We start from the raw sequence: 22,290 nt of genomic DNA on the forward strand, positions 1-22,290 counted from the left end.
ACGCCCGGTTACATTCCGAACCCGGAAGCTAAGCCTTTCAGCGCCGATGGTACTGCAGGGGGGACCCTGTGGGAGAGTAGGACGCCGCCGAACTATTATTCAGCCGCTGCCCCGGACCTCAAAAGGTCCGGGGCAGCGGCTTTTTGCGTTCTAGGATCGGATCATGGAATTCGTGATCCGGCCCATCCGTGCGGACGAGTGGCAGAAGGTCAAGGAGCTGAGGCTCGCGGCGCTGTCCGACCCGGCGGCACCCGTCGCCTACCTTGAGACCTTCGAACAGGCCGTCCTCCGGTCGGACATGGCGTGGCAGGAACGCGCGGCCGGCTCCTCGCACGGTACGGAGAGCCTCCAGTTCGTGGCGGAGGCCGCCGACGGTGAATGGGTGGGCACCGTAGTCGTCCTGATCGAGCGTGAGGGAGAGGACGACTTCTTCGAGGGGAAGATCCAGATGCCCCAAGGGCATCTGGTGGGGGTATTCGTCCGGCCGGAATTCAGAGGGACCGGGCTGACGCAGCGGCTGTTCGCCGCGGCGCTGGAGTGGGCGTGGTCCGTGGAGCAGCCCCGGTTGGAGCGGGTACGGCTGTTCGTGCACGAGGCGAACTCACGGGCCCGTGCTTTCTACCGCAAGGCCGGCTTCGTCGAGACGGGCACCACCGTCCCGGTCCCGGGCGATGTGACGTCCAAGGAGTTCGAGATGGTGGCCCGCCGGGACGGCGGTACCCCGACGACCGGTGGGAGCAGCACGACCGGCACGAGCGGTCCCGGCTCGGACTGACGTATCAGCCTAGGCCGAAGTCGAAGCCGCGGCCCGCGCCGGAGGTCCGGGCGGATGCCTGTGGCCAGCGGGCGCGGCCCTGCTCCCGTGAGCGGAGGAGTGCCAGCGTGGGCATGCCCCGTTCCTCACCGGATGCGAGGAGCTCCGGGAGCAGGGGCAGCGGTGCCACCGCGGCGACGTCCTCCAGCACCAGGGTCATTGGTGGGTCGAGCCGACCGTCGGATGACCGTGCGGCCATGCGGCGGCCGTGCTCGACCACGCTTGATACGAGAGCGGTGAGGAAGGGCATCGCACCAGGGCGGGACCGAGGATTCTCGATCGCTTCGCCCACCACGTAAAGACTTCCCCCTTCGTCCACAAATGATTCCAGGACGAGCGAATCTGCCCGATTTGGTGTGCAGGCTTCCCGAATATGTACTGAGGAGAGTGACTCCAGGGCCCGGGACACCAACTGCTGGGCGATGTCCCGCCGTTCCGTGTGCGCGGTCAGGGCCGACTCCAGCAGTCCGGCGATCCCGGCGGCGGCCTTGGGGTGCGTACGCAGGATGCGTACCGCCTCCTGGGCGCCGCCGCCCTGGGCCCAGCGATGGACGTGCTTGAACGCGCGGCCGTCCACCGCGGCGGCGTGCAGCCAGCACCGCAGCAGTGTCTCGGCGGTGTCCGCCATCGCCGCATCGATCCGGGCCAGGGGGCGGACCGGTGCGAGCAGGGCTGCCGCGCGGGCCGCGGCGGTCTCGGCGGACTCGCAGCCGCTCGTCGGCGACCAGTGGAGCCGGGCGGGCGTGTCGCACAGATGGCCCGGGTCGTAGACGAGGGCCGGGCCGAGTTTGGCGCGGGAGTCCTTCGTCTCCGCCCAGACGGAGGGATCGGAGGTGACGACGAGGAGGGGGCCCTCCGCGACCCTGATGGCCGCCACGGCGGCGGGACGCCGGGTCTGCGGCCCGCCGTAGACGACGGGCGCTTGCCGGACGGCCGCCGTCCCGGTGTCGTGCCCGGCCGTGGCGGGCGGTGCGGCCGCCACGGTGGCGGTGGGTGAAGGGGCCGGGACATCCGTGACCGCCACGGATTCCTGCGGCCGGACAGCAGCCCGGGTGTCGACGGCTTCGGCTTCCCGGGACGGGTCGCTCCCCATGCGTACGCCGACGGCAGGTGCCCTTCCGGCAAGAGCCTCACGAGACGGAGCCTCGTGGTCCGCTGCTGCCCGATCGGAGGCGGACCGGGAGGCAGCCGAAGCGGTGGCAGACACGGCATCAGGCCCCGCAACCTGCTCCGGAACCCGCCCCGGAGCCGGAGCCGAACCGGGCTCGTCATCCAGCTGTCGATCCCCGGCCGCGGCCGCCGCCCGGCGCCTGGACAGCTGTTTCCGGGCGCGGCGGCGGGCGATCGCGGTCATCGTGGCGATGGTCAGCGTCAGCAGGACCATCAGCTGGCCGATGAGCAGCCCCCAGAACAACCCGTACCCGGAGAGTTCCGTCGCCGGGACCTGCGGCCAGGCGCCTGCTATGTCGTGCGGCTGGGACGCCAAGTGGCGTATGGCGAGGGGCGTATGGGCGAACGTCACACCCGCCGGCCAGGCGCCGTGGGTCAGCAGGGCGGCCAGGCCGGTCGCCGACCAGGTGAGCAGCGCCAGTCCGAGGAGGAACCCCAGCAGGCCGACGAGGAGCCCGTCGGGGATGCCTCCGGTCCCGGTCGACGCCTCGCGATGCCCGGTCGTGCGCGCCTCGCGCATGTCAGGCGACCGTCGAGCGGGACGACGGGGAGTCGTTCATCTGCTGTTCCATGAGCGCCGCGCGGCGTTCGGCGTCGAGTTCGGCGGCCAGCGCGTCCTCCGACAGCGGCGGTGTGCCCGAGGACTCCGTCATGGCGCGGTCCGTGTAGACCAATGGCCGTTCCCGTTCGGTGACCAGGTGCTTGACGACTTGGACGTTGCCGTTGACGTCCCAGACCGCGATGCCCGGCGTGAGCGTCGGGATGATCTCGACGGCCCATCGGGGCAGGCCGAGGACCTGGCCGGTGGCTCTCGCCTCGTCCGCTTTCTGGGCGTAGATCGTCCGGGTCGACGCCATCTTGAGGATGGCCGCGGCCTCCTTCGCCGCCGCACCGTCCACGACGTCCGACAGATGGTGGACGACCGCGACGAACGACAGGCCGAGCCGTCGTCCGAACTTCAGCAACCGCTGGAAGAGCTGGGCCACGAACGGCGAGTTGATGATGTGCCAGGCCTCCTCGACGAGGAAGATGCGCTTCTTCCGGTCGGGCCGGATCCAGGTGTGCTCCAGCCAGACTCCGACGATCGCCATGAGGATCGGCATGGCGATGCTGTTGCGGTCGATGTGGGAGAGGTCGAAGACGATGAGCGGGGCGTCGAGGTCGATGCCGACGGTCGTCGGACCGTCGAACATGCCGCGCAGGTCACCGTCGACGAGCCGGTCCAGCACCAGGGCGACGTCCAGGCCCCAGGCCCGTACGTCGTCTATGGCGACGTTCATCGCCTCGGCGGATTCGGCCTCGGGGTGGCGGAGCTGCTCCACGATGTCGGTGAGGACCGGCTGCCGGTCGACGATGGTCTCGTTGACGTAGGCGTGGGCGACCTTCAGGGCGAAGCCGGACCGTTCGTCCAGGCCGTGCCCCATCGCGACCTCGATGATCGTGCGGAGCAGCGCCAGCTGACCGGTGGTGGTGATCGACGGGTCGAGCGGGTTGAGGCGGATGCCGTCGTCGAGGGCGGCCGTCGGGTCGAGCCGGATGGGCGTTATCCCCAGCTCCTGCGCGATGAGGTTCCACTCGCCGACACCGTCCTCGCCCTGGGCGTCCAGGACCACGACCTGCCGGTCGCGGAACCGCAGCTGCCGCAGGACGTACGTCTTCTCCAGCGCCGACTTGCCGTTGCCGGACTCGCCGAGGACCAGCCAGTGCGGGGCCGGGAGCTGCTGCCCGTACAGCTGGAACGGGTCGTAGATGTAGCCCTTGCCGCTGTAGACCTCGCGGCCGATGATGACTCCGGAGTCGCCGAGTCCGGGCGCGGCCGTGGGGAGGTACACGGCCTGGGCCTGGCCCGTGGAGGTGCGGACGGGCAGGCGGGTGGTCTCCACCTTCCCGAAGAGGAAGCTGGTGAAGGCATCCGTCAGCGCGGACAGTGGATCTCGCACGGCGGCACTGCCCCTTTCTAGCGTCGGATGCCGGTGGCGAACGGCAGGGTGTTCACGAACGCCCGGTGGTGCTCGCGGTCGCACCACTCCAGCTTCAGGTACGACTTGCCGGCGGAGGCGCGGATCGTCCGCTTGTCGCGGGCGAGCGCCTCGGGGGAACGGGACGACACAGTGATGTACCCGACGAGGTTGACGCCCGCCGCGCCACTGGCGAGATCTTCACCCCGCTGGTCCAGCCTGCCGTGCGCGGCGACGTCACGCGGGTCGACCGTCCGGTTCATCTTGGCGGCGCGGCTGGCCTCCGCCTCGTCGTTGGTCTTCTCCGTCAGCATCCGCTCGATGGCGACCTCGGTGGGTTCGAGGTCCATGCAGACGGCGACCGTGCGGATCACGTCCGGGGTGTGGACGAGGAGCGGGGCCAGGAAGTTGACGCCGACGGGGGTCATCGGCCATTCCTTCACCCATGCGGTGGCGTGGCACCAAGGCTGGCGGGTCGACGACTCGCGGGTCTTCGCCTGGAGGTAGGTCGGTTCGACCGCGTCGAGTTCTGCGGGCCAGGCGTTGCGCCTGCTCATGGCCTGGATGTGGTCGATGGGGTGGTCCGGGTCGTACATGGAGTGCACGAGGGAGGCCAGCCGGCCCTGGCCGAGGGGCTGGCGGACGCGGATGTCGGCCTCGGCGAGGCGGGCGCAGATGTCGGTGAGCTCGCGGGCCATGACGACGGCGAGTCCGGCGTCGCGGTCCAGTTTGCGGCCCCCGTGGGGCCGGGCGGCGCGGGCCATGGCGTGGGCCTCGGCGGCCAGGTCGCGGCTGTAGTGCATACAGGCGACGAGGTAGGCGCGGTGCTGCTCGCTGGACGTGGACACCATCGACTGGAGCTGGTCGTAGGAGTCCTGGAGCCAGGTCGGCGCGTGTGCGTCGCCGCGCTGGGCGACGTCCTTGGCGTGGGCGTCGGGGTCGGCGGGGAGGGTACGGGCGAGCATCTGGAGGCGGGTCACGAACCCGTCGCCGTTCGCGACGTGCTTGAGCAGCGTGCCGAACCGGTCGACGAGGGCCTCCTGGTCCTCGCTGTCGCGCAGGCCGACGCCGGGCCCCTCGATCTCGATGGCGGCGGTGACGGTCCGCCGGTCGGCGTGCAGCAGCACGGCGATCTCGTCGGGTCCGAACGGCGCGGCGAGCCAGGTGATCCGCCCGATGCCGGGCGGCGGCCCGATCTCCACCTCGCGCCCGTCGGAGCGGGTGCCGGCCTCCATGGCGCCGGAACGGTACGTCGTCCCGCTGCGCAGGGTGCGCTTGTACGAGCGGTTGATCTCGAACCACTTGTAGAAGGTGCGCTGCTTGTACGGCACGTACACGGCCGCGAGGGCGAGCATCGGGAAGCCGGTCAGCAGGACGATGCGCAGCGACAGAAGGGGGACCAGCAGCCCGCTCATCATGCCGAGGAACGCGCCGGCGATGATCAGGGCGATCTCGCCGGTCTCGCGGTTCTTGCCGACGATCGCATTCGGCCGGGCCCGGCCGATGAGATACGTGCGGCGGGGCGCGATGGTCGGGGACTGCGTCGTCAACGCCCTCCACCTCCTGTGCTGTTGTTACCGGTGCTGCGGGAGCTGTGCGGGGTGCCGCCGGCCGGGCCGGCGCTCCGCGGGGCGGGCGCGGACACGGCACCGCCGCCTCCGCCCCCGGACGAACCGCGGCTGCTGTGGGCCGCCATGCCGCCGGACATCGCCTCGGCGGGGCGGGCCGACCCCCCGCCGCCGGAACGGTCGTGACTGCGGCTGCTGTGCGTCTTGATGCCCTGGGAGACGAGCGCGGCGGGCGAGCTGATGACGGCCGCGGCCTGGGCGCCGTCGGTGGCCTGCTTGCGGTTCGTGCGGGCCGCGGCGATCTCGTCGCCGAAGCCCGGTACGAAGCGGTAGATCATCGCCGACGCGAAGATGGCGAGCAGGATGATCGCCAGGCCGGACACCACGGCGGAGAGGGCGGTCGGTCCCTCCTCCGTCGCCAGCGCACCGGCGAGGCCGAGCACGATCACGATGACCGGCTTGACGAGGATGACCGCGATCATGATGCCCGCCCAGCGGCGGACGTGGCCCCACATGTTCTTGTCGACGAGGCCCGCGTAGACGATGGTGCCGAGCAGCGCGCCCACGTAGAGGAGTGCGGCCCTGATCACCAGTTCCAGGCAGAGGACGCCGGCGGCGAGCACGGTCACCAGCGACACGACGATCAGCATGATCGGTCCGCCGCCGATGCCCTCGCCCTTCTTCAGGGCCTCCGCGAAGGACCCGAAGAACACGTCCGTCTGGCTTCCGGTCCCGCTCGCGATGATCTCCGTGACCCCGTCGGTCGCCGACACGACGGTGTACAGGACGAGCGGCGTGAACGCGGACGCCAGGACGGTCAGCCAGAGGAACCCGATCGCCTCGGACAGCGCGGTGGTGAGCGGCACGCCCCGGATGGCCCTCTTCGCCACGGCCAGCAGCCACAGCACCAGCGTCAGGAACGTCGCGGCGGCGAAGACGATCGCGTACTGCTTCAGGAACTGGGGATTCGTGAAGTCCACGTCCGACGTCGCCTTCACGGCCTCGGACAGCTTCCCCACGATCCACGCCCCGGCATCGGCACACCCCTTGGCGAGGGAGCTGAGGGGGTCGAGGCTGTCGGCGGGGGCGAGGTCGGAGGGGGAGCGGGTGGGGGTCCGGGTGCTGTCGCCGTTTTCGCAGTAGTCGCGGGCGGGACCGCGGATGAGGTCGCAGGGGTTGTTGCTGGAAGTGGGAGTAGGCGTGGGTGTGGGCGCCGCCCACGCCTGTGCTGCGAGCAGGATTGTCACGGGAAGGCTTGTCGCCGCGGCAGCGAGAGCCCTCGGGCGGCTAGCGCGCATACGTGAACCCTCCGAACTGCTTCACAGCCTCGGCCATCTCTTCGGCTGTCGACGCCCTCTGGTCACGGCTCACAGGCGCCGGCCCGTCCTTCTGCGAGAAGTTCGTGACCTTCCAGTCCCCATTGACCCACTTCAGCTCGAAGGTGTTGGTGTACCAACTCTCGGATACGGGGTTCTTCGACCCCTCACCGGCGAGGCCGAACAGGGCGGAGTACCAGACAGCCACGCTTGCCGTGTCGCCGCTGAATCGCTCGACTCGGGCGCCCGCCGGGTTGGACCGCGAGATGAAGATCTGGCCCTTCGGTGCGCTGCCGTCAGGGCTGAGGCCGATTCTGGTGAGGAAGTCCTTGCCTGAGTACAGCTTGTCGAGGTCCCCTTGGCGGGCAACTGCCACGTCGGGTGCGTACACCTGGTTCACGATCGCGTGGCGGCGTTCCGCGTTGAACATGCCGTCCGACCCCAGCGCCACCGCGTAATTCGCTGCCGCGCTCTGCGCCCCCTGCTCGTCCTGGGCGTAGCCCGAGGGGATGCCGTCCGTGAGGGCCTTCACAGGGCGGACGCCCGTCGCCGCGGTGGAGTCGGCCTGGGGTCGGTCCGCGCCGGCGTTGGAGGCCGTGTCGCTGCCCGGCCCCCGGTTCGCGAAGGCGATCGCGGCGACGAGGAGGACGACGACGGCGACCACCGTGATGAGTGAGCGGGAGTTCCGGGCGGGGCGCCGGGCTCCGCCGTAGATCTCGCTGTGGTGGCTCTCGGGCAGCCGGGTACGGGTCTGGCCCGTGCCGCCGAACGTCTCGTCCGCGTGTTCGTCGTCGGGACTCATGCCGCGTACGCCCCCTCAGCCCCTCGCTCTTGCGCGCAGTAGTAGTACGACGGTAGCCGTGCCGGATTCCGTGCGGGCGCGGTGTGGTGAGTCGACATCAGGGAAACGCAACCTCTGTCGGTGGGCACGACGGACGGATGGTGTCGGGGTGGACGACGGGACCTGGGCGGCCGACCCGGAGGGTCAGACGGCCATCCCGTACACGATGGTGAAGAGCGTGCCCAGGGATCCGATGATGAAGACGCCCGTCAGACCCGCCACGATGAGACCCTTGCCCTGTTCGGCGCTGAACGTGTCCCTCAATGCGGTGGCGCCGATGCGCTGTTTGGCCGCACCCCACACGGCGATGCCGAGGCAGATGAGGATGGCGACCGCCATCACCACCTCGATCATCACGCGCGCCTCATTGCCGAGGCTTCCGAAGGGCCCCCAGTTCGGAGCGATCCCGCCGATGATCGTGGTGATGTCGCCCTTCTCGGCTGCCAGGTTCATGTAACTCACCGCCCCTGTTGGGTTGTTCGGACCCCTGCCCCCATGGCACGGGTCACGTTCTATCTTCCCTGATGAAACCGCATTCTTAGGCCGACTTGGCGGCTCTCTTTGCCCCCTTCCCCGTGTGGGGTCGGTCGCACCGCGCTGACCTGCGGCGGTCCGGGGATGACGGCCACCCGCATGATCACTCTGTGTACCACGGAGGGTGACCGTGGGCAACGACTGTCGTTGGAGCACCCTTGGGGCGAGTGTGGACACGCGGCATCGGCATACGGCAGCGCCGCCGCCATCACGTGACCCGGCGAAGGCGTGTCGCTACCGCAGCAGCTTGCCGTCCCGATCGTGGCCGGCCCCGAGCGGCGAACTGTCGGGGATGGTGTCTGTTCGCCGGGCCTCCGCTCCGTATATCTGCGCAGTCATCGGAGGGTTGCTGCCGTTGCCTGGTGGGGCGCTCAATCCATATTGATCAGAAACGGTTTGGGTTCTGGGTTGTTGGGCGGGCGTGAGCGACTTGGTGGGGGACGCGCGGCATCTGTCGCCGTCGGTGCAGGGGGCCCTGCGGGCGGTGGCAGCTCTGGTGGCGGGACGGGACCGTGAGGACGTGGCGGCGGCGTTCGGGGTGTCGCTGAAGGCGGTCGACACGTGGTGGGCGAAGTGGCAGGCCGGGCGGGGCGGGAGGCGCTGGTCATGACCCGTGGCAAGCCGGTCGGGGTGCACCAGGTGCTCGGGGGGCCGAGCAGCCCATGAGTTTCTGATCAATACTTCAAGCCATCCCCAAGGCCAAGGCCGAGCCCATTGAGTCCTCCCCTGCCCGGCAACGTGTATGCCGCCGTGCGTAGCGGCATGGCGCACTCGACGCTTCATGGGGAATTGAGGCTTCCGCAGGGGCAAATCAGGACCAACAGCCGAACAGGCTATGGCTAAATCCACACGCGGAAGCTCTGATGTTCCTCAAAGAACTTTTAAACACACTCGGTTACTCATAGGTTTAGGGCAGTTACACGGAGGGCGGGTAACCCCTTTCTGACCAATCGGGAGTTCACCGACGATCACCTCCACATATTGATTGAGGGGGAAACTTGTTTACTTCTGGTACACGTTCAGCATGGAATACTGCAGCCGTCGGTGTAGTGGCAGCGGCTGCGCTCTTGACGACACTCAGCCCCTCGGCCCAGGCCGCAGATAACGGCCGGGACCCTGCGGTGGCGGCTGCTCTTCAGAGGCATGGGGACGGGACGTGGACGCAGGCAGATGTTGATCTCATCCGTTCAATTCCCGAACTTGCCTCGGTGGTGCCGGACCCGACGCGGCCGGCCGAGGTCACCGTCAAGGAGGTGGAATTCACAGACAAGGGGCAAGCTGTTTCTTCGAGCAATGGCGAACCGATGTCTGCGGAAGAGCTTGCCGACATCGTGCCTCCCTCCCACCTGAAGGGAAGGCCGCAGCCTGGAGAGGTCACGCTGCCGGCCGAGGGTGGTGACGGTCCGGCTGAGCCGGGAGACCCTGAGGCGTTCCGGGGTGGCAAGTGGAAGATGACGCATGTCGTCCACACCCACCGTGCTTACACGGGCGGCGTCATCTTCAAGTACCACACCTGGGCCGAGGCTTACCTCAAGGGGGGCAAGGTCCGTTCCTGGCGCTTCCGCGACGACGACTTCACGAACAACACGGAAATCGTGAACATTGGCGACCGGCGTATCGTCGACAGCAGGACCGCCACTCCGGCCCGCCAGGCCACCAGCAAGATGAAGCGCAAGGTGGAGCTGTGCGTTCTCAAGTACGGTTGCTATTCCACAATGTACCCGTACGTGAACACGACCATCCACGGCGGCGGCAGGGTCACCTTCCAAAGCGGTGTCTAAGGGGAAATGATAAATGAAATCGCTCGCCGTAAAGATCATCCCGATCATCATCGTTTTCTTGGCGGTCCTGTTCTTCCTTGGTAAGCGATTCGGCGGAGTGGAACTTGCCGTCTGGTTCGCTGCTTTGACCGGCGTTCTGGCCTTTGTCATTCACCGGCACAAGCGCACCGTCGGCAGCGAATAAGAACAGCCATTCGGTGGGCATAGTGGGGACGTAAGCTGAAGGCGTTTCCCACTTGGATTTCTCCCTGCGGCATTCCAAAGGGGTCTCTTCACGTGTGAGGGAAGAGGCCCCTTCTGCCATGCTTGCCTGGGGGGCGACGGCGCAGAGGATGCGAGACGTGGAGTAGATGGTCAGCTGGCATCCGGGCGCCGGCGAGTCGAGGGAGCCCCCGGTGATATGGGCATATTGACCACTGGGGACTCAAATCCGTAAGGCGATCCTATCGGGTTGAGGACCGCTGCTTTATCAGTGCTCGAGGAAAATTGTGAAGATTGCGAGAGTCGGGGGCTAACGGGCTCTCTCGTCATGTTCGGATCAGGTGTGCCCGACTTCCCGCCGCGAGCGCGAACGTGGCGGGTTGCGGTGAACTCAGCAACGGCAGCCTCTGTATTCGTGGTCCGATCGGTAAGAAGGGGGATTTCCGAGTCTCTTACGATCGGCACAATGCCTCGGGCCGGATCACTGTCGGGCTGGGCTATCAGCGGAGAATGACAAGATCACGGCCTTTCCGGGATGGTTTGGTTACAAGCACACGGAGAATGACGTGGCCACTCTCCGCGGTATGATTCGACACCGAACCTGGCGAATGTATCCGCGGGCTCATGGAGTACGAGGGCACTACGTACGTGACGAAGTGGTGGTGCGACTGACCGGGGTGACCCTCGGTGGTGACCTGCTGGCCGGAACTGTGCATGGCGCGGCTCCGGCCAGTGTTGCTTGGACAATGTTCATCGAATCCCGGCTGGGGAAGTAGTCATGTGGCAAGTGATTCTCTATGTCGGCCCGGCAACAGTGGCAATTTCTGTTGCTGTGGTCATGGCCTTGTCATTGATTGCTTCCCGGTGGTCCGTCAGCGACCGTGGTGGCTCCTTCCCGGCTGTCATCCGAGTCCTGCTGATTGCGTGGACGATTGTCGTTCTTTTTGCGACGATCGCGCCGATGCAACCGATCGGTTCGAGCGGGTACACCATTTGGTGGATGCCCGGTGAGGGGCTGTGGGAGGCAGATTCTGCACAGTTCCTATTCCCGGAGGAACGGGATATGATCCTCCGGCTGCAGATCGCCAATGCTGCAATGTTTGTTCCTCTGGCCTCCTTGATGATGTTCGCGGCGGCGCGCCCTTCCGTTTGGAAGACCACTATGGCGTGTGCCTTGTTCAGTGTGGCCATCGAGGTTGTGCAGTTCGCCATGGCTGCTGGTCGGGTGGTGGATGTGGATGACGTCCTTTTCAACACGCTTGGTGGACTCGTCGGCAGCATATTTCCAATGCTTGCGAAGCGTTTGCTCGGAATTTCCGCTCCCATCGGGCCCCGTCATTCTCGATCAACTTGATCAATGGAGCCACTCCCGTCGAGGTGCGTGCCGGGCGCACACGACGACGCCGCCGTCGGAAGGGGATCCGGCGGCGGCGCGTGAGGATTGAGCGAGTGTCAGAGACTCGACTGGCCCCCCTGTGCGAAGAGGACGTACCCGATGGCCACGACGGCAATCGCGATCAGCGCGATGACCGCGACGGCGGCCACTGCTCCTCCGGCGTCTCCGCTGTGGCGCACGTTGTTCCCCACCTTGTTCTCCTGTGGTGCTCGTGGTGCTTGCCCCGCCGTGGTCGTGGGAGGGGCTGTTCAGCCTCTGGGCTGCATGACACAGCGTAACCACTGCTGGTTCAGACCACTTACCTCAGGGTGCCTCTGGAGCGGCAATGTGGTCGAACTCACCTTCCTTCACGCCCAGTACGAAAGTTGACCACTTGACGGAGTCGGTCGTGACGGTGGGCGCGTGGTCGGCGCGAATACGGAGAGTGTCGGTCCCGTCCGTCTCCACGGTGACGCCCGCGGCGCTGGTCGCCCCCGCCTTGATGGCCTCTGTCCAGGCCGTCCAGGTCGCGGGAGCGAGGGTGAGTATCGCGCCCGTGGGGTCACTGCTTTCGGTGAGGAGAACCTGGCGGTCGGCGTTGCGGGAGACGTACAGGCACGACTCTCCTTCGCCGCAGTAGGACGACTTCTGCCATATGGGCGTCGGCATGGGGCCTCACATGTCTCGGAGGATGTGGTGGATGAGGTTCCGGGTGTCCGCCGGGTCGAGCGCCATGGCTTCCAGCCGCGCCAGAACCTGGCGGTACTTCTCGAGCTGAGCCTCGGCGTCGAGCAGCACGGGCCCGTGGGACTGGTCGAGCTGCACGGTGTCGAGCTGGGGCACAGGGCCGTGCACGTAGTAGAGGGGCTGCCCGGAACCGGCAAACGCCTCGGCGGCGAAGGGAATGACCGCGATCGTGACGTGCTCGTGCTCGCTCATGGCCAGCAGGTGCTCCAACTGGGCGCGTGCCACGTTCCGCCCTCCGAACTGCATACGCAGACCCGCTTCGTGAACGACCGCCAGGTACGGTGCGGCGTGGTCCCGGAAGAGGACGGCCTGCCGTTTGATGCGGAAGGACAGCCGGTGCTCCACCTCGGGCGGTGACAGCGCCGGCACGACCTGCCTGAACACCGCTCGGGCGTGGTCCGCTGTCTGGAGCAGGCCTGGCAGATTGGCGATGTGGGCGGTGCGAAGCCGGTGGCCGTGATGCTCCAGTTCGGCCAGGTCGAGCACGCCGGCCGGCAGGATCTCCCGGTACTCCTCCCACCAGCCGCGTCGGCGTTCGCCGGTCATCGCGGCGAGTGCCTCGACCAGCTCCTTGTCGCCGCACTCGTAGTGGCAGGCAAGGGTGCGGACCCGATCGGCGCTCACGCCGTAGCGACCCGCCTCGATGTTGCTGATGCGGGCCTGGTTGGCGCCCAGCAGCGTGGCCGCGGCCGTGGCGGTCATCCCGGCGCGCTCGCGCAGGCGACGCAACTCGGTGCCGAGGCGCTGTCGGCGGGCGGTCGGAGTTCCGGTCGGCGGCATCGGTCACCTTCCCTGTCGAGTCGTCACCCACACGAGGGTTTATGGACTGCATTCCCTGGAATTCGTGGAATGCATTCCATGGAAGCTCATAGCGTGTGACCCAGGCCACCCGCCTGGAAGCGCACCGGTCGACGGATCGGCAGAGCCACCAGGCATTGCATGACCATTCGCAACTCGCCTCCCCGAGCGGAGACTTCCGTGACCTTCACCGTAACGCCGCCTTGGGCGTACACCCTCCAGCTTCCCCAGGACCCACGCGCACCGGGAGTCGCGCGGACGACGCTCCGGGCGGTCCTGGACACGCACGGCCTGACCGGGCTGGCCGCCACCGCCGAACTCCTCGCGAGCGAACTCGTCACCAACGCCTACCTGTACTCCGACGGCCCGTACGCGATCCGGCTGCGCGCCATGGAACCCGGGCGGCTGCGGGTCAGCGTGTGGGACGGAAACCCCGAGATCCCGCCTCCGTTCCGCGGGAGCGCGACCCCCCGACCGGGTGACGACGACGAACACGGGCGCGGACTGTTCCTCGTGGAGCACTGTGCGGACAACTGGGGGGCGTATCCGCTCGGCGGGGGCGGGCTGCTCGGCGAGGGCGGCGGGAAGCTGCTGTGGGTGGAGTGCGGGCAGGATTGATCACGAAGGGGTCACCCCGGTGCACGCACAAGGAGTCGTCGTGACATCGTCAAGTGGTGGATGCGCTCAGGGCTCAGGACCCCGTACAGATCGGAACCCACACGCTCCTCGCCCGGCTCGGTGCCGGTGGCATGGGGCAGGTGTATCTCGGGAGGTCGCCGGGCGGGCGGCTGGTCGCGATCAAGGTCATCAAGGACGAGATCGTCGACCACCCCGAGGCGCTGGCCCGCTTCCGGCGCGAGGCGGAGACCGTACGGGCGGTCCGCAGCGCGTACACCGCCAACCTGATCGACGCGTCGCTGGAGACCGCGCCCTACTGGCTCGCCACGGAGTACGTCTCCGGGCCCACGCTCAGTGGCGCGCTGGCCGAGGGCGGGGCGTTCCCGGCCGCCAGCGCGCGGCGGCTCTTCGCGGCGCTCGCCGAGGCCCTGGGGAGCGTGCACGCGTACGGGGTGACGCACCGGGACTTCAAGCCGCAGAACGTCATCCTGTCGCAGCAGGGGCCGCAGCTCATCGACTTCGGCATCGCGAAGGGCGCGGCGGACACCGGGCTGACCCGTACCGGCATGGCGCCGGGCACGCCCGGGTTCACCGCGCCCGAGGTGCTGATGCGCAATCAGGTCGGTCCGGCGGCGGACGTCTTCGCGCTCGGCGCGACGATGGCCTACGCGGCGACCGGGCGGCCGCCGTTCGGAACGGGGCCGATGGACGCCGTGTCGTACCGGGCCGTCCACGAGGACATCGACGTCGAGGGCGTCGAGCCGGGGCTGGCCGAGCTGATCCGGGCGTGCGTCGCGAAGGACCCGGCGGAACGGCCCTCCCTCGCGGAGGTCATCGCACGCTGCGCCGTCGACACGGCGCTGGTGGAGGATCCGTACTACCAGCCGCTCGCCGGCCTCGCGGAGACCGTGCCGACGCAGCCGCAGCGCACCGCGTCGGCGACGCACGACCTGCCGACCGCCGGGCCGGGCCTCGGGTACGTCCCGACCTACGCGCCTGCGGTGCAGCGGGAGCGCCCGCAGCGGAAGGTGACGCCGTGGATGGTCGCGGCTGCGGTGGGGGTGGTCATCGGGGTGACGGTGGCGGTCGCGGTCAAGCTGCTGCCGGACGGCGCGGGCGAAGCCGGCACGGGCTCACAGGCTCGCGACGGCGCACGGTCGTCATCGAAACCCAAGGCCGCTCCCCAGAAGGTCCCCGATCATATCGAGGGCAACCGCATCTCGCGCGAGTACTGGCGACTTTCCAAGGACGAGGGCACGGCATCGCATGGCATCGGCGAGTGCAGCTTGTACCCCGGGTCGGACATCGAGAGGCTGGAGGACCAGCCCGGTGAGTTCCAGGTCTCGGTCAGGAACGCCGACGACGACTCCCTGCCATATGTCAGGGACCGGGTGAAGATCTCGATGCGCATCAAGTACGCGGACCTCAAGAGGGAGCGGCCCAATCCGTACTACGTGTCGGTCGCGGTCAAGGCCCCGCACGAGATCGACCATGAGACGGGCAAGCCGTATGAGAACTTGCTGACGGACAACAAGCAGGTCGGCTTCACGAGCAAGCCGGTGGACATCTTCTCCAAGTGGCCTTCGGGAGACGATGTGGAGTTGACCTACCCCGATGACTTCAAGAGCTACTTCCGGGGTAAGCCCGGGGAGGCCATTCCGGTGCAGAACGACCCTGGAGACTGGACGGTGGTCTTCTACCACGTCAAGGGCAGCCCCACGGACTACTCGAGCATCATGTGCAGCGGCTTTCAGGTGAAGTAGCACGGCGGGTTCGCCGCGAAACCGGCGGTGAACCGTCCTTGTTTGGGGGATGGTTGAGGGGTGCGCAAAGTCTGGGTTGCCTCGGGGGTCGGGATAGGGCTCTGCCTGTGCTTCGTCGCACTGCTGGTCGTGGGCACGTACTCCGCTGCGGCGGGGATCTTCGGGGCCACCGGTGGTGGCAGGACCGTCGGGCTCGCCAAGGGTGCCGTACCCGCCGCGTACCAGGCGCTGGTGCAGAAGTGGGGCAACCTGTGCCCGGCCATAAACCCCGCGCTGCTGGCCGCCCAGCTGTACCAGGAAAGCGGCTGGGACCCAGAGGCGAAGAGTCCTGCGGACGCCAGGGGCATCGCCCAGTTCATCCCCGGCACATGGGCGACGCATGGTATCGACGGTGACGGCGACGGTGACCGCAACATCCTGGACCCGGCGGATGCCATCCCTTCGGCGGCGTCGTACGACTGTGAGCTCGCCGGCTACGTGAAGAAGGTTCCCGGCGACGCCACCAGCAACATGCTCGCCGCCTACAACGCCGGTGCGTACGCAGTCATCAAGTACGGCGGGGTGCCCCCGTACCGCGAGACGCAGAACTACGTGAAGACGATCCGCACCCTCGAGAAGAGCTTCGCCCGCCCCGTGGGCCGGGTGCAGCCCTCCCGGCAGGCGGCCGGGGCGATCTACTTCGCGCAGCAGAAGCTGGGGACGCCGTACCTGTGGGGCGGCGAGGGGCGGCCGGAGGAGGGCGGGCGGTTCGACTGTTCGGGGCTGACGCAGGCCGCGTACCAGACCGTCGGGATCGATCTGCCGCGCGTCGCCAACGACCAGTACAACGCGGGGCCGCACCCCAAGCGGGACGAGCTGTTGCCCGGTGACCTCGTGTTCTTCTCGGACGATCTCACCGACTCGCGGGCGATCCGGCACGTCGGGCTGTACGTGGGCGGCGGGTACATGATCAACGCGCCGTACACCGGGGCGGTCATCCGGTTCGACAAGATCGACACCCCGGACTACTTCGGCGCGACGCGGGTCACCAAGGACGGGGCGGCGGCGCTGCCGCGGCGGGGCGGCGGCGGGGCCGCCGATGGCCGGAACTCTCCGTAAGGCAGAGGCCCTGAGCTGCGGGAACCGATATCTCTTCGATAACGTCCGTGATCATTCGGTGGAGAGCGGAACGTCGTCGTCTCACCGGGCGTTTCCTGGTACTGGACAAGTAGCACTGATCGCAGACCTGACCACGGGGGTTCGCGGAAGCGGTGCACACGGGCGTGCGCCGGCAGGCAACAAGGCAAGGGGCCGCAGCAATGGCTGGACCTGAACTCGCAGTGGGTTTCCCCTTCCCCCTGGCACAGTCGTCATGGGGAACGTCGAACCCCGACGTCGGCCTGCTCTACGACATCAACGGACTCGCCCGGTCGGCGCCCACCTGGTTCGACCGGGTCATGGAGTTCGTCGGTGAGTACGGGATCCTGCTCGGCCTGATCCTGGTCACCCTGTGGTGCTGGTGGAGCGTCCGCCGGCGCGAGGACACGGCGACGGCGGTGACGTCGGTCGCCGGTCTGGTCTGGGCGCCGCTGGCCGCCGGGCTCGCCGTCCTGGTCAACGTCCCGATCCGCGGGTTCGTCGAGCGGCCGCGGCCGTTCCTCGACCACAAGGGGCTGGAAGTCCTCGTCGACGGGAAGACCGACTACTCCTTCGTCAGCGACCACGCCACCATCGCGATGGCGATGGCTGTCGGACTCTTCGTCGCCAACAAGAAGTTCGGGCTCGCGGCGATCGGACTCGCCTTCCTTGAGGGCTTCTGCCGGGTCTACATGGGCGTGCACTACCCCACCGATGTGATCGGGGGGTTCGCGCTCGGCACGGCCGTCGTGTTGCTCCTGGCACCGCTCGCGGCGGCGCTGCTGACCCCGCTGGTGTCGGCCGTGGCGCGTTCCCCGCGGGTGGGCCGGGTCGTACGGTCGCGCAGGATGCGGGAGATCGTGGAGCGTCCCCTGGGCCTGCCGGGATCGGTGCCCGGCGGGGACGGCGAGCGGGACCTCGCGGCCTGAACCGGAGGTCCCGTCGGGCGGGCCGCGCGGGGTGCTCCCGCACCCGGACGGCCGTCCCTACAGCGCCTGCGCGTAGTCGAAGAGCCGCGTCGGGTCGTACTGGCGCTTCAGCCGCACCAGCCGGTCGGCGGCGTCGCCGTAGTACGCCTTGCGCCAGTCGGCCAGGGACGGGTCGGGGTAGTTCTGGTACGCGGCGCCCGACGCGTGCCGGCGCATCGCCGCGTGTGCGCCGTTCAGCCACCCCTGCTGGGCCGAGCCGGAGTCGCCCGCGCGCCAGGACGCTATGTACTGGGCCAGCATGCGGGACCTGCGGTGCACGAACGCCGTGGCCTTGGGGTCGACCCGGTTCACCGCGCCGCCCAGCGCGGTCAGTGCGACGGAGCCGCCGCCCCCGCCCTGCGCCGAGGTGATCCGGGTGAAACGTTCCACCTGGGCGAGCAGTCCGCGGATGCCGTCCGCGGAGAGCGCCCGGTCGAAGAAGTCCGAACGGGCCGCGTACGTCTCGCGGTTCAGCTTGCCCTGCTCGGTGCGGCCGGGGGTGCGGCCCGGCAGGTGGCACTGCTCGTCGCTGAAGCCGGCGCAGCCCGCGTAGACGAGCATGGCCTGCTGGTAGGTCCGGCGGCGCAGGGTCACCGACCGGGCCGGGGCACCGACGAGGGACGCGAGCCGGTCGACGGCGTTCTGCAGGTCGTCGTACGTGCCGAGGGAGAACGCCGACACGCTCACACCGGGCGTGCGCCCGCCGGCGGCGGCGGACAGGTGCAGCGACGACCAGATCTCGTCCGGCTGGGAGGGGCCCCACTGCTGCCAGGCCGCGACGACGGCCTGGGCCTTCGCCCACGGCCAGGTGAGGTACGCGGTCACGGCGGCGGGCGCCGGGTGCGTGCGGAACTTCAGCTCGGTGACGACGCCGAAGTTGCCGTTGCCCGCGCCGCGCAGCGCCCAGAACAGTTCGGTGTTCTCCTCGGCCGAGGCGGTCAGCGTCCGGCCGTCGGCGGTGACGAGGGTCGCGGAGGTGAGGCTGTCGCACGTCAGGCCGTAGGCCCGGGAGGCGACGCCGTGGCCGCCGCCGAGGGTGAGCCCGGAGACGCCGACGGTCGGGCAGGAACCGGCCGGGATTGTGCGGCCGTGGTGGGCGAGTCCCTGGTAGACGTCGATCAGTTTCGCGCCCGCGCCGATCGTGCCGTCGCCGCCGACCTTGGCGAGCCGTGACACGTCGATGACGAGCCGGCCGTCGCCGCTGGACCATCCGCCGTAGGAATGGCCGCCGTTGCGGATGGCGACCTTGGCGATGTCGGGGTGCCGGCGGGCGAACTCCAGGCACGTCCTGATGTCGCCGGCGTGCTCGACGTACGCGACGCCGGCCGGCTTCAGCCCGTCGAAGCGGGTGTTGTAGAGCTGACGGGCGGTGGCGTAATCGGCGTCGCCCGGCCTGACGAGTCTTCCGTCGAGTCCGCGGGACAGGGCCCGCCACGCGGCGGCCGATGCCGCCGGGCCGGAGCGGGCCACGGTCCGAGTGGTGAGGGGTACGCCGCGGGCCGCTGTCGCGGCGGCGGTCAGTGTCGCCGCGAGTGCGGCCCCCGAAGTGAGCAAGGTACGCCGGTTCATGTGTCCTCCCGACGGGGAGACGGCATGGTGGCGGCCGGGGTTCCGTGCGGGTGCGTCGGGTCCGGGTTCGGCGCGTTGCGGGTGGTGGGCGGGTTGGGTTCGGTTCGGCCGGGGCGCGTCGGATCAGGGGGCGGGGCGCGCTGGATTCGGCCGGGGCGCGTCGGCTTCGGTCGAGGCCGGCCGGGGTCGGATGCCCTGAGCCCCGGATGGGATGCCGCCGACGACGCGTCGACGGCGTGACAGCCGCGGGCCTCGCCGAGCGCTCCGCCGTGGGTTCCGTCGGGGTTCGGCCGCCGGTTCCGTGGTCGGTCCGGCCGCAGGTTCGACTCAGTCGGCCGTGCCCGGCACGTCGGCGGTCGAGTGCGTCGCCGCGTCCGTGCGGGCGCGGTCGCGGGAGCGCCGGGCGGGGCCGGACCAGCCGCAGGTGCAGCGCGCCAGGCAGAACGCGCCGCGTTCCACGGTGGCGGTGCGGTGGGGAGCCGGGTCGGTCCCGCCGGAAAGGTCCTGCTGTCGCACGCCCCAACGGTACCGGCAACCACGGCGGAAGGTTCCTGCGCTGCGTGACGACGGCTGGACGCAGTCGTTATTCGGGACGGGTGCGGCTCTGGGAACTGGCGGCGTACTGGCGTTGGGGATTGGCGGGCGATGGTGGTGCAGCGGCGGCACAGGAACAGGGGCGGGGTCCTGGCGGTTGCCGCTGTGGCCGGGCTGCTGGTGACCACGGGATGCACGGGCGACCACACCCCCGTGGAGGACCACGGGACCGGCGATCCCGTGGACACCGTGCGCAGGTCGGCGGACGTGCTCATCGGCGCGGGCAGCGCGAAGGCGCGTACCGCCATGGAGATGGCGGCCGGCGGGACCCGGCTGACCATCCGGGGCGAGGGCGGCTACGACTTCGTCCGGCGCATGGGCGAGCTGAAGGTGGTGCTGCCCCCGGACCCGGCGGGCGAGGACGAGCACCGGCCCATCACCGAGCTGCTGACCCCGGGCGCCCTCTACATGAAGAACCGCGGTGCGGGCGTGCCCTCCGACAAGTGGGTGCGGGTGGACGTCACGACCCTCGCGGACGGGAACCTGCTCACGGGCGGGGCGACCGACCCGCTCGCCGCCGCGGAACTGCTGCGCGGCGCCCGGTCGGTGAGGTACGTGGGGCGTACCGAACTGGCCGGGACGAGGGTGCGCCACTTCCGGGGAGTGGCGGAGATCGCGCTGGCCGCGGGAATGGCCGGAAAGCATGCCAGGGGATCACTGAGCGCCGCGGCGCGGGGGTTCGTCGAGGACAGCGTGCCGTTCGACGCGTACCTCGACGACCAGGGGCGGCTGCGCAAGGTGCGGTACGAGTTCAGCTTCACCAACGACGGGCGGACGGTCGAGGTCGCGTCGACCACCCTGCTGTACGCCTTCGGGGCCCCGGTGACGGTGCGGCTGCCGGCCGACGGCGACATCTACGCGGGGCGGATCCAGCAGTAGGCGGCTCCCGGCCACCCGCGGCGGCCCAATACCGCAAGAGTCGGACTTTGACCATGCGGCAAATGGTCCGTCCGTGCCATGCGCGGTCCGTATTCCGCTCCCTAGGCTGAATACCGACGACGGGAGGAAGGGGTAAAGCGCGTGGCTCCGCCGAGCAGTACGACACTCCAGGACCCCGACTACGTGGCCCTTGCCGAGATCGAGCTGTGCGGTGAGCTGATGATCGCGGCAGCGGACGCGCTCGAGGACCGGCTGAGTCCGGACCGTATCGACGAGGTGCTGAACGTCGTGGCGGCGCGGCCTGCGCCGGACGGGCCGACGGCTGGTGACGAGGAGGGCCGGGCACGGCAGCGCTGAGCCGTCGCCGACGGGTTGGGGTGCTGTCGGGATGCCGTCGGGGTGTCGTCGGGGTGTCGTCGGGGGGCGTGCCCGGCCGGGCCGGGTGCGCCCCCGTGCATGTGGTGACAGGAGCCTGTACGTGTCAGGTGCGCAGCAGACGGGCGATCGCCTTGGTGGCTTCCTCGACCTTCGCGTCGATCTCGGCTCCGCCCTTGACCGCGGCGTCGGCGACGCAGTGACGCAGGTGCTCCTCCAGGAGCTGGAGGGCGAACGACTGGAGCGCCTTGGTGCTCGCCGACACCTGGGTGAGTATGTCGATGCAGTACGTGTCCTCGTCGACGAGCCGCTGGAGGCCGCGGATCTGGCCCTCGATCCGGCGCAGCCGCTTGAGGTGCTCGTCCTTCTGCTTGTGGTATCCGTGCACCCCCGCGTCGTGCCCGGAGGCGGCGGGCGTTCCGATCGGTGTCGTCGTGGCGGCGGTCTCGCTGGTGGTCATCGGGTCCTCCCGTTCAGGTCCTGCTCTGCCGTTCCGCGGTCACCGCCCGCAGGGTGGCCGATACCCCTCGTGGGTATATGGTAACGAATCGCCCGAAGGCGGGCGGGGGCCCGTGCCGATCACGGTGTCCGATGGGCGACACTGGGGTCTTGCCGGTTAGCCGCGGCCGGAGGATGCACCTACCATCAGCCTGTCCGAAACCCATGCACCCCGAGGACCACACGTGCGATTTCGTCTGACCCCCAGGGAGACGAGCTTCTACGACATGTTCGCCGCATCCGCGGACAACATCGTCACGGGCTCCAAGCTCCTGATGGAACTGCTCGGGGCTGACAGCGCCGGCCGGACCGAGATCGCCGAACGGATGCGGGCGGCGGAGCACGCGGGGGACGACGCCACGCATGCGATCTTCCACCAGCTGAACTCCTCGTTCATCACGCCGTTCGACCGTGAGGACATCTACTCCCTCGCGTCGTCCCTCGACGACATCATGGACTTCATGGAGGAGGCCGTCGACCTGGTCGTCCTCTACAACATCGAGGAACTCCCCAAGGGCGTCGAGCAGCAGATCGAGGTGCTGGCCCGGGCGGCCGAGCTGACCGCCGAGGCGATGCCGCACCTGCGCACCATGGACAACCTCACGGAGTACTGGATCGAGGTCAACCGGCTCGAGAACCAGGCCGACCAGATCCACCGCAGGCTGCTCGCGCACCTCTTCAACGGCAAGTACGACGCGATCGAGGTGCTGAAGCTGAAGCAGATCGTCGATGTGCTGGAGGAGGCGGCCGACGCGTTCGAGCACGTCGCCAACACCGTGGAGACCATCGCGGTCAAGGAGTCCTGAG

General features: G+C 68.9%; 24 protein-coding genes and 1 rRNA gene. 13 read left to right on the forward strand and 12 right to left on the reverse strand.

What is annotated here, in order from left to right:
- Both rrf and ACZ4Z5_RS23845 read left to right on the forward strand, forming a co-directional pair.
- Positions 1-93, forward strand: a 5S ribosomal RNA gene (rrf, locus tag ACZ4Z5_RS23840); the annotation flags it as partial.
- Positions 94-163: 70 nt separating this feature from the next.
- On the forward strand, positions 164-775 hold the full coding sequence (locus tag ACZ4Z5_RS23845; protein WP_468265952.1) for a GNAT family N-acetyltransferase: 612 nt from the start codon (positions 164-166) through the stop codon (positions 773-775).
- A 4-nt stretch (positions 776-779) separates the two neighbouring features.
- Here ACZ4Z5_RS23845 and ACZ4Z5_RS23850 read toward each other — a convergent pair whose 3' ends face one another.
- From ACZ4Z5_RS23850 to ACZ4Z5_RS23875, 6 genes are all read right to left on the reverse strand, one after another.
- Positions 780-2,504: a type VI secretion protein gene (locus ACZ4Z5_RS23850; protein WP_468265954.1), complete on the reverse strand. Its 1,725-nt coding sequence runs from the start codon at positions 2,502-2,504 to the stop codon at positions 780-782.
- A 1-nt stretch (position 2,505) separates the two neighbouring features.
- Positions 2,506-3,924, reverse strand: coding sequence for an ATP-binding protein (locus ACZ4Z5_RS23855; RefSeq protein WP_468265956.1), 1,419 nt, complete (start codon positions 3,922-3,924; stop codon positions 2,506-2,508).
- 17 nt (positions 3,925-3,941) lie between these two features.
- The gene (locus ACZ4Z5_RS23860) at positions 3,942-5,492 is read right to left on the reverse strand and encodes an SCO6880 family protein (RefSeq protein WP_468265958.1); all 1,551 of its coding nucleotides are present in this window, start codon (positions 5,490-5,492) and stop codon (positions 3,942-3,944) included.
- The gene (locus ACZ4Z5_RS23865) at positions 5,489-6,808 is read right to left on the reverse strand and encodes a hypothetical protein (RefSeq protein WP_468265960.1); all 1,320 of its coding nucleotides are present in this window, start codon (positions 6,806-6,808) and stop codon (positions 5,489-5,491) included. Before ACZ4Z5_RS23865 ends, ACZ4Z5_RS23860 begins: the two co-directional genes overlap by 4 nt.
- Positions 6,798-7,628 (reverse strand): DUF8175 domain-containg protein, encoded by an 831-nt coding sequence (locus ACZ4Z5_RS23870; protein ID WP_468265962.1) that lies wholly within the window; start codon positions 7,626-7,628, stop codon positions 6,798-6,800. Before ACZ4Z5_RS23870 ends, ACZ4Z5_RS23865 begins: the two co-directional genes overlap by 11 nt.
- Positions 7,629-7,811: 183 nt before the next feature.
- Positions 7,812-8,120, reverse strand: coding sequence for a hypothetical protein (locus ACZ4Z5_RS23875; RefSeq protein WP_345037657.1), 309 nt, complete (start codon positions 8,118-8,120; stop codon positions 7,812-7,814).
- A gap of 502 nt (positions 8,121-8,622) precedes the next feature.
- Here ACZ4Z5_RS23875 and ACZ4Z5_RS23880 point away from each other — a divergent pair.
- From ACZ4Z5_RS23880 to ACZ4Z5_RS23895, 4 genes are all read left to right on the forward strand, one after another.
- Positions 8,623-8,811, forward strand: a complete 189-nt coding sequence (locus ACZ4Z5_RS23880) for a hypothetical protein (RefSeq protein WP_468265964.1) — start codon at positions 8,623-8,625, stop codon at positions 8,809-8,811.
- Positions 8,812-9,268: 457 nt separating this feature from the next.
- Complete coding sequence (locus ACZ4Z5_RS23885) at positions 9,269-9,982, forward strand: hypothetical protein (protein WP_468265966.1); 714 nt, start codon at positions 9,269-9,271, stop codon at positions 9,980-9,982.
- 13 nt (positions 9,983-9,995) lie between these two features.
- Complete coding sequence (locus tag ACZ4Z5_RS23890; RefSeq protein ID WP_468265968.1) at positions 9,996-10,166, forward strand: hypothetical protein; 171 nt, start codon at positions 9,996-9,998, stop codon at positions 10,164-10,166.
- 795 nt (positions 10,167-10,961) lie between these two features.
- Complete coding sequence (locus tag ACZ4Z5_RS23895) at positions 10,962-11,537, forward strand: VanZ family protein (RefSeq protein ID WP_468265970.1); 576 nt, start codon at positions 10,962-10,964, stop codon at positions 11,535-11,537.
- Positions 11,538-11,635: 98 nt separating this feature from the next.
- Here the strand turns inward: ACZ4Z5_RS23895 and ACZ4Z5_RS23900 are convergent, their stop codons facing one another.
- From ACZ4Z5_RS23900 to ACZ4Z5_RS23910, 3 genes are all read right to left on the reverse strand, one after another.
- A complete protein-coding gene (locus ACZ4Z5_RS23900) occupies positions 11,636-11,770 on the reverse strand; it encodes a hypothetical protein (RefSeq protein ID WP_468265972.1) in 135 nt (44 codons plus the stop codon).
- A gap of 112 nt (positions 11,771-11,882) precedes the next feature.
- Entirely contained in the window at positions 11,883-12,227 is a 345-nt protein-coding gene (locus ACZ4Z5_RS23905) for a DUF397 domain-containing protein (protein ID WP_468265974.1), read from the reverse strand.
- A 6-nt stretch (positions 12,228-12,233) separates the two neighbouring features.
- Positions 12,234-13,085 (reverse strand): DUF5753 domain-containing protein, encoded by an 852-nt coding sequence (locus tag ACZ4Z5_RS23910; RefSeq protein ID WP_468265976.1) that lies wholly within the window; start codon positions 13,083-13,085, stop codon positions 12,234-12,236.
- A gap of 159 nt (positions 13,086-13,244) precedes the next feature.
- On the opposite strand from ACZ4Z5_RS23910, the gene ACZ4Z5_RS23915 reads away from it, so the two are divergent.
- From ACZ4Z5_RS23915 to ACZ4Z5_RS23930, 4 genes are all read left to right on the forward strand, one after another.
- Positions 13,245-13,721, forward strand: coding sequence for an ATP-binding protein (locus ACZ4Z5_RS23915; protein WP_468265978.1), 477 nt, complete (start codon positions 13,245-13,247; stop codon positions 13,719-13,721).
- Positions 13,722-13,777: 56 nt separating this feature from the next.
- Positions 13,778-15,484 (forward strand): serine/threonine-protein kinase, encoded by a 1,707-nt coding sequence (locus ACZ4Z5_RS23920; RefSeq protein ID WP_468265980.1) that lies wholly within the window; start codon positions 13,778-13,780, stop codon positions 15,482-15,484.
- Between the two features lie 60 nt (positions 15,485-15,544).
- On the forward strand, positions 15,545-16,582 hold the full coding sequence (locus ACZ4Z5_RS23925; protein WP_468265982.1) for a C40 family peptidase: 1,038 nt from the start codon (positions 15,545-15,547) through the stop codon (positions 16,580-16,582).
- 239 nt (positions 16,583-16,821) lie between these two features.
- Entirely contained in the window at positions 16,822-17,529 is a 708-nt protein-coding gene (locus tag ACZ4Z5_RS23930; protein ID WP_468266235.1) for a phosphatase PAP2 family protein, read from the forward strand.
- Between the two features lie 57 nt (positions 17,530-17,586).
- On the opposite strand, the gene ACZ4Z5_RS23935 is transcribed toward ACZ4Z5_RS23930, so the two are convergent.
- The gene (locus ACZ4Z5_RS23935; RefSeq protein ID WP_468265984.1) at positions 17,587-19,137 is read right to left on the reverse strand and encodes an FAD-binding oxidoreductase; all 1,551 of its coding nucleotides are present in this window, start codon (positions 19,135-19,137) and stop codon (positions 17,587-17,589) included.
- Between the two features lie 327 nt (positions 19,138-19,464).
- Positions 19,465-19,653 carry a hypothetical protein gene (locus ACZ4Z5_RS23940; protein WP_468265986.1) on the reverse strand — a complete coding sequence of 63 codons (189 nt, stop codon included), beginning with the start codon at positions 19,651-19,653 and terminating at the stop codon, positions 19,465-19,467.
- Positions 19,654-19,782: 129 nt separating this feature from the next.
- Between ACZ4Z5_RS23940 and ACZ4Z5_RS23945 the strand changes: the two genes are divergently transcribed.
- Both ACZ4Z5_RS23945 and ACZ4Z5_RS23950 read left to right on the forward strand, forming a co-directional pair.
- The gene (locus ACZ4Z5_RS23945) at positions 19,783-20,610 is read left to right on the forward strand and encodes an SCO4651 family lipoprotein (RefSeq protein ID WP_468265988.1); all 828 of its coding nucleotides are present in this window, start codon (positions 19,783-19,785) and stop codon (positions 20,608-20,610) included.
- A 141-nt stretch (positions 20,611-20,751) separates the two neighbouring features.
- The gene (locus tag ACZ4Z5_RS23950) at positions 20,752-20,967 is read left to right on the forward strand and encodes a hypothetical protein (RefSeq protein ID WP_468265990.1); all 216 of its coding nucleotides are present in this window, start codon (positions 20,752-20,754) and stop codon (positions 20,965-20,967) included.
- A 124-nt stretch (positions 20,968-21,091) separates the two neighbouring features.
- On the opposite strand, the gene ACZ4Z5_RS23955 is transcribed toward ACZ4Z5_RS23950, so the two are convergent.
- Positions 21,092-21,445 carry a metal-sensitive transcriptional regulator gene (locus tag ACZ4Z5_RS23955; protein WP_468265992.1) on the reverse strand — a complete coding sequence of 118 codons (354 nt, stop codon included), beginning with the start codon at positions 21,443-21,445 and terminating at the stop codon, positions 21,092-21,094.
- A gap of 223 nt (positions 21,446-21,668) precedes the next feature.
- On the opposite strand from ACZ4Z5_RS23955, the gene ACZ4Z5_RS23960 reads away from it, so the two are divergent.
- On the forward strand, positions 21,669-22,289 hold the full coding sequence (locus tag ACZ4Z5_RS23960; RefSeq protein WP_468265994.1) for a DUF47 domain-containing protein: 621 nt from the start codon (positions 21,669-21,671) through the stop codon (positions 22,287-22,289).
- Position 22,290: the final 1 nt, after the last annotated feature.

The organism is Streptomyces sp. NPDC030222 (assembly GCF_055573115.1).

Bases quoted from the DNA above. Each gene is read 5' to 3' on its own strand.
- ACZ4Z5_RS23915 (WP_468265978.1), top strand. From the start codon at position 13,245: ATGACCATTCGCAACTCGCCTCCCCGAGCGGAGACTTCCGTGACCTTC.
- ACZ4Z5_RS23870 (WP_468265962.1), bottom strand. From the start codon at position 7,628: ATGAGTCCCGACGACGAACACGCGGACGAGACGTTCGGCGGCACGGGC.
- ACZ4Z5_RS23850 (WP_468265954.1), bottom strand. From the start codon at position 2,504: ATGCGCGAGGCGCGCACGACCGGGCATCGCGAGGCGTCGACCGGGACC.
- ACZ4Z5_RS23955 (WP_468265992.1), bottom strand. From the start codon at position 21,445: ATGACCACCAGCGAGACCGCCGCCACGACGACACCGATCGGAACGCCC.
- ACZ4Z5_RS23895 (WP_468265970.1), top strand. From the start codon at position 10,962: ATGTGGCAAGTGATTCTCTATGTCGGCCCGGCAACAGTGGCAATTTCT.
- ACZ4Z5_RS23865 (WP_468265960.1), bottom strand. From the start codon at position 6,808: ATGCGCGCTAGCCGCCCGAGGGCTCTCGCTGCCGCGGCGACAAGCCTT.
- ACZ4Z5_RS23935 (WP_468265984.1), bottom strand. From the start codon at position 19,137: ATGAACCGGCGTACCTTGCTCACTTCGGGGGCCGCACTCGCGGCGACA.
- ACZ4Z5_RS23845 (WP_468265952.1), top strand. From the start codon at position 164: ATGGAATTCGTGATCCGGCCCATCCGTGCGGACGAGTGGCAGAAGGTC.
- ACZ4Z5_RS23945 (WP_468265988.1), top strand. From the start codon at position 19,783: ATGGTGGTGCAGCGGCGGCACAGGAACAGGGGCGGGGTCCTGGCGGTT.
- ACZ4Z5_RS23875 (WP_345037657.1), bottom strand. From the start codon at position 8,120: ATGAACCTGGCAGCCGAGAAGGGCGACATCACCACGATCATCGGCGGG.
- ACZ4Z5_RS23910 (WP_468265976.1), bottom strand. From the start codon at position 13,085: ATGCCGCCGACCGGAACTCCGACCGCCCGCCGACAGCGCCTCGGCACC.
- ACZ4Z5_RS23890 (WP_468265968.1), top strand. From the start codon at position 9,996: ATGAAATCGCTCGCCGTAAAGATCATCCCGATCATCATCGTTTTCTTG.
- ACZ4Z5_RS23905 (WP_468265974.1), bottom strand. From the start codon at position 12,227: ATGCCGACGCCCATATGGCAGAAGTCGTCCTACTGCGGCGAAGGAGAG.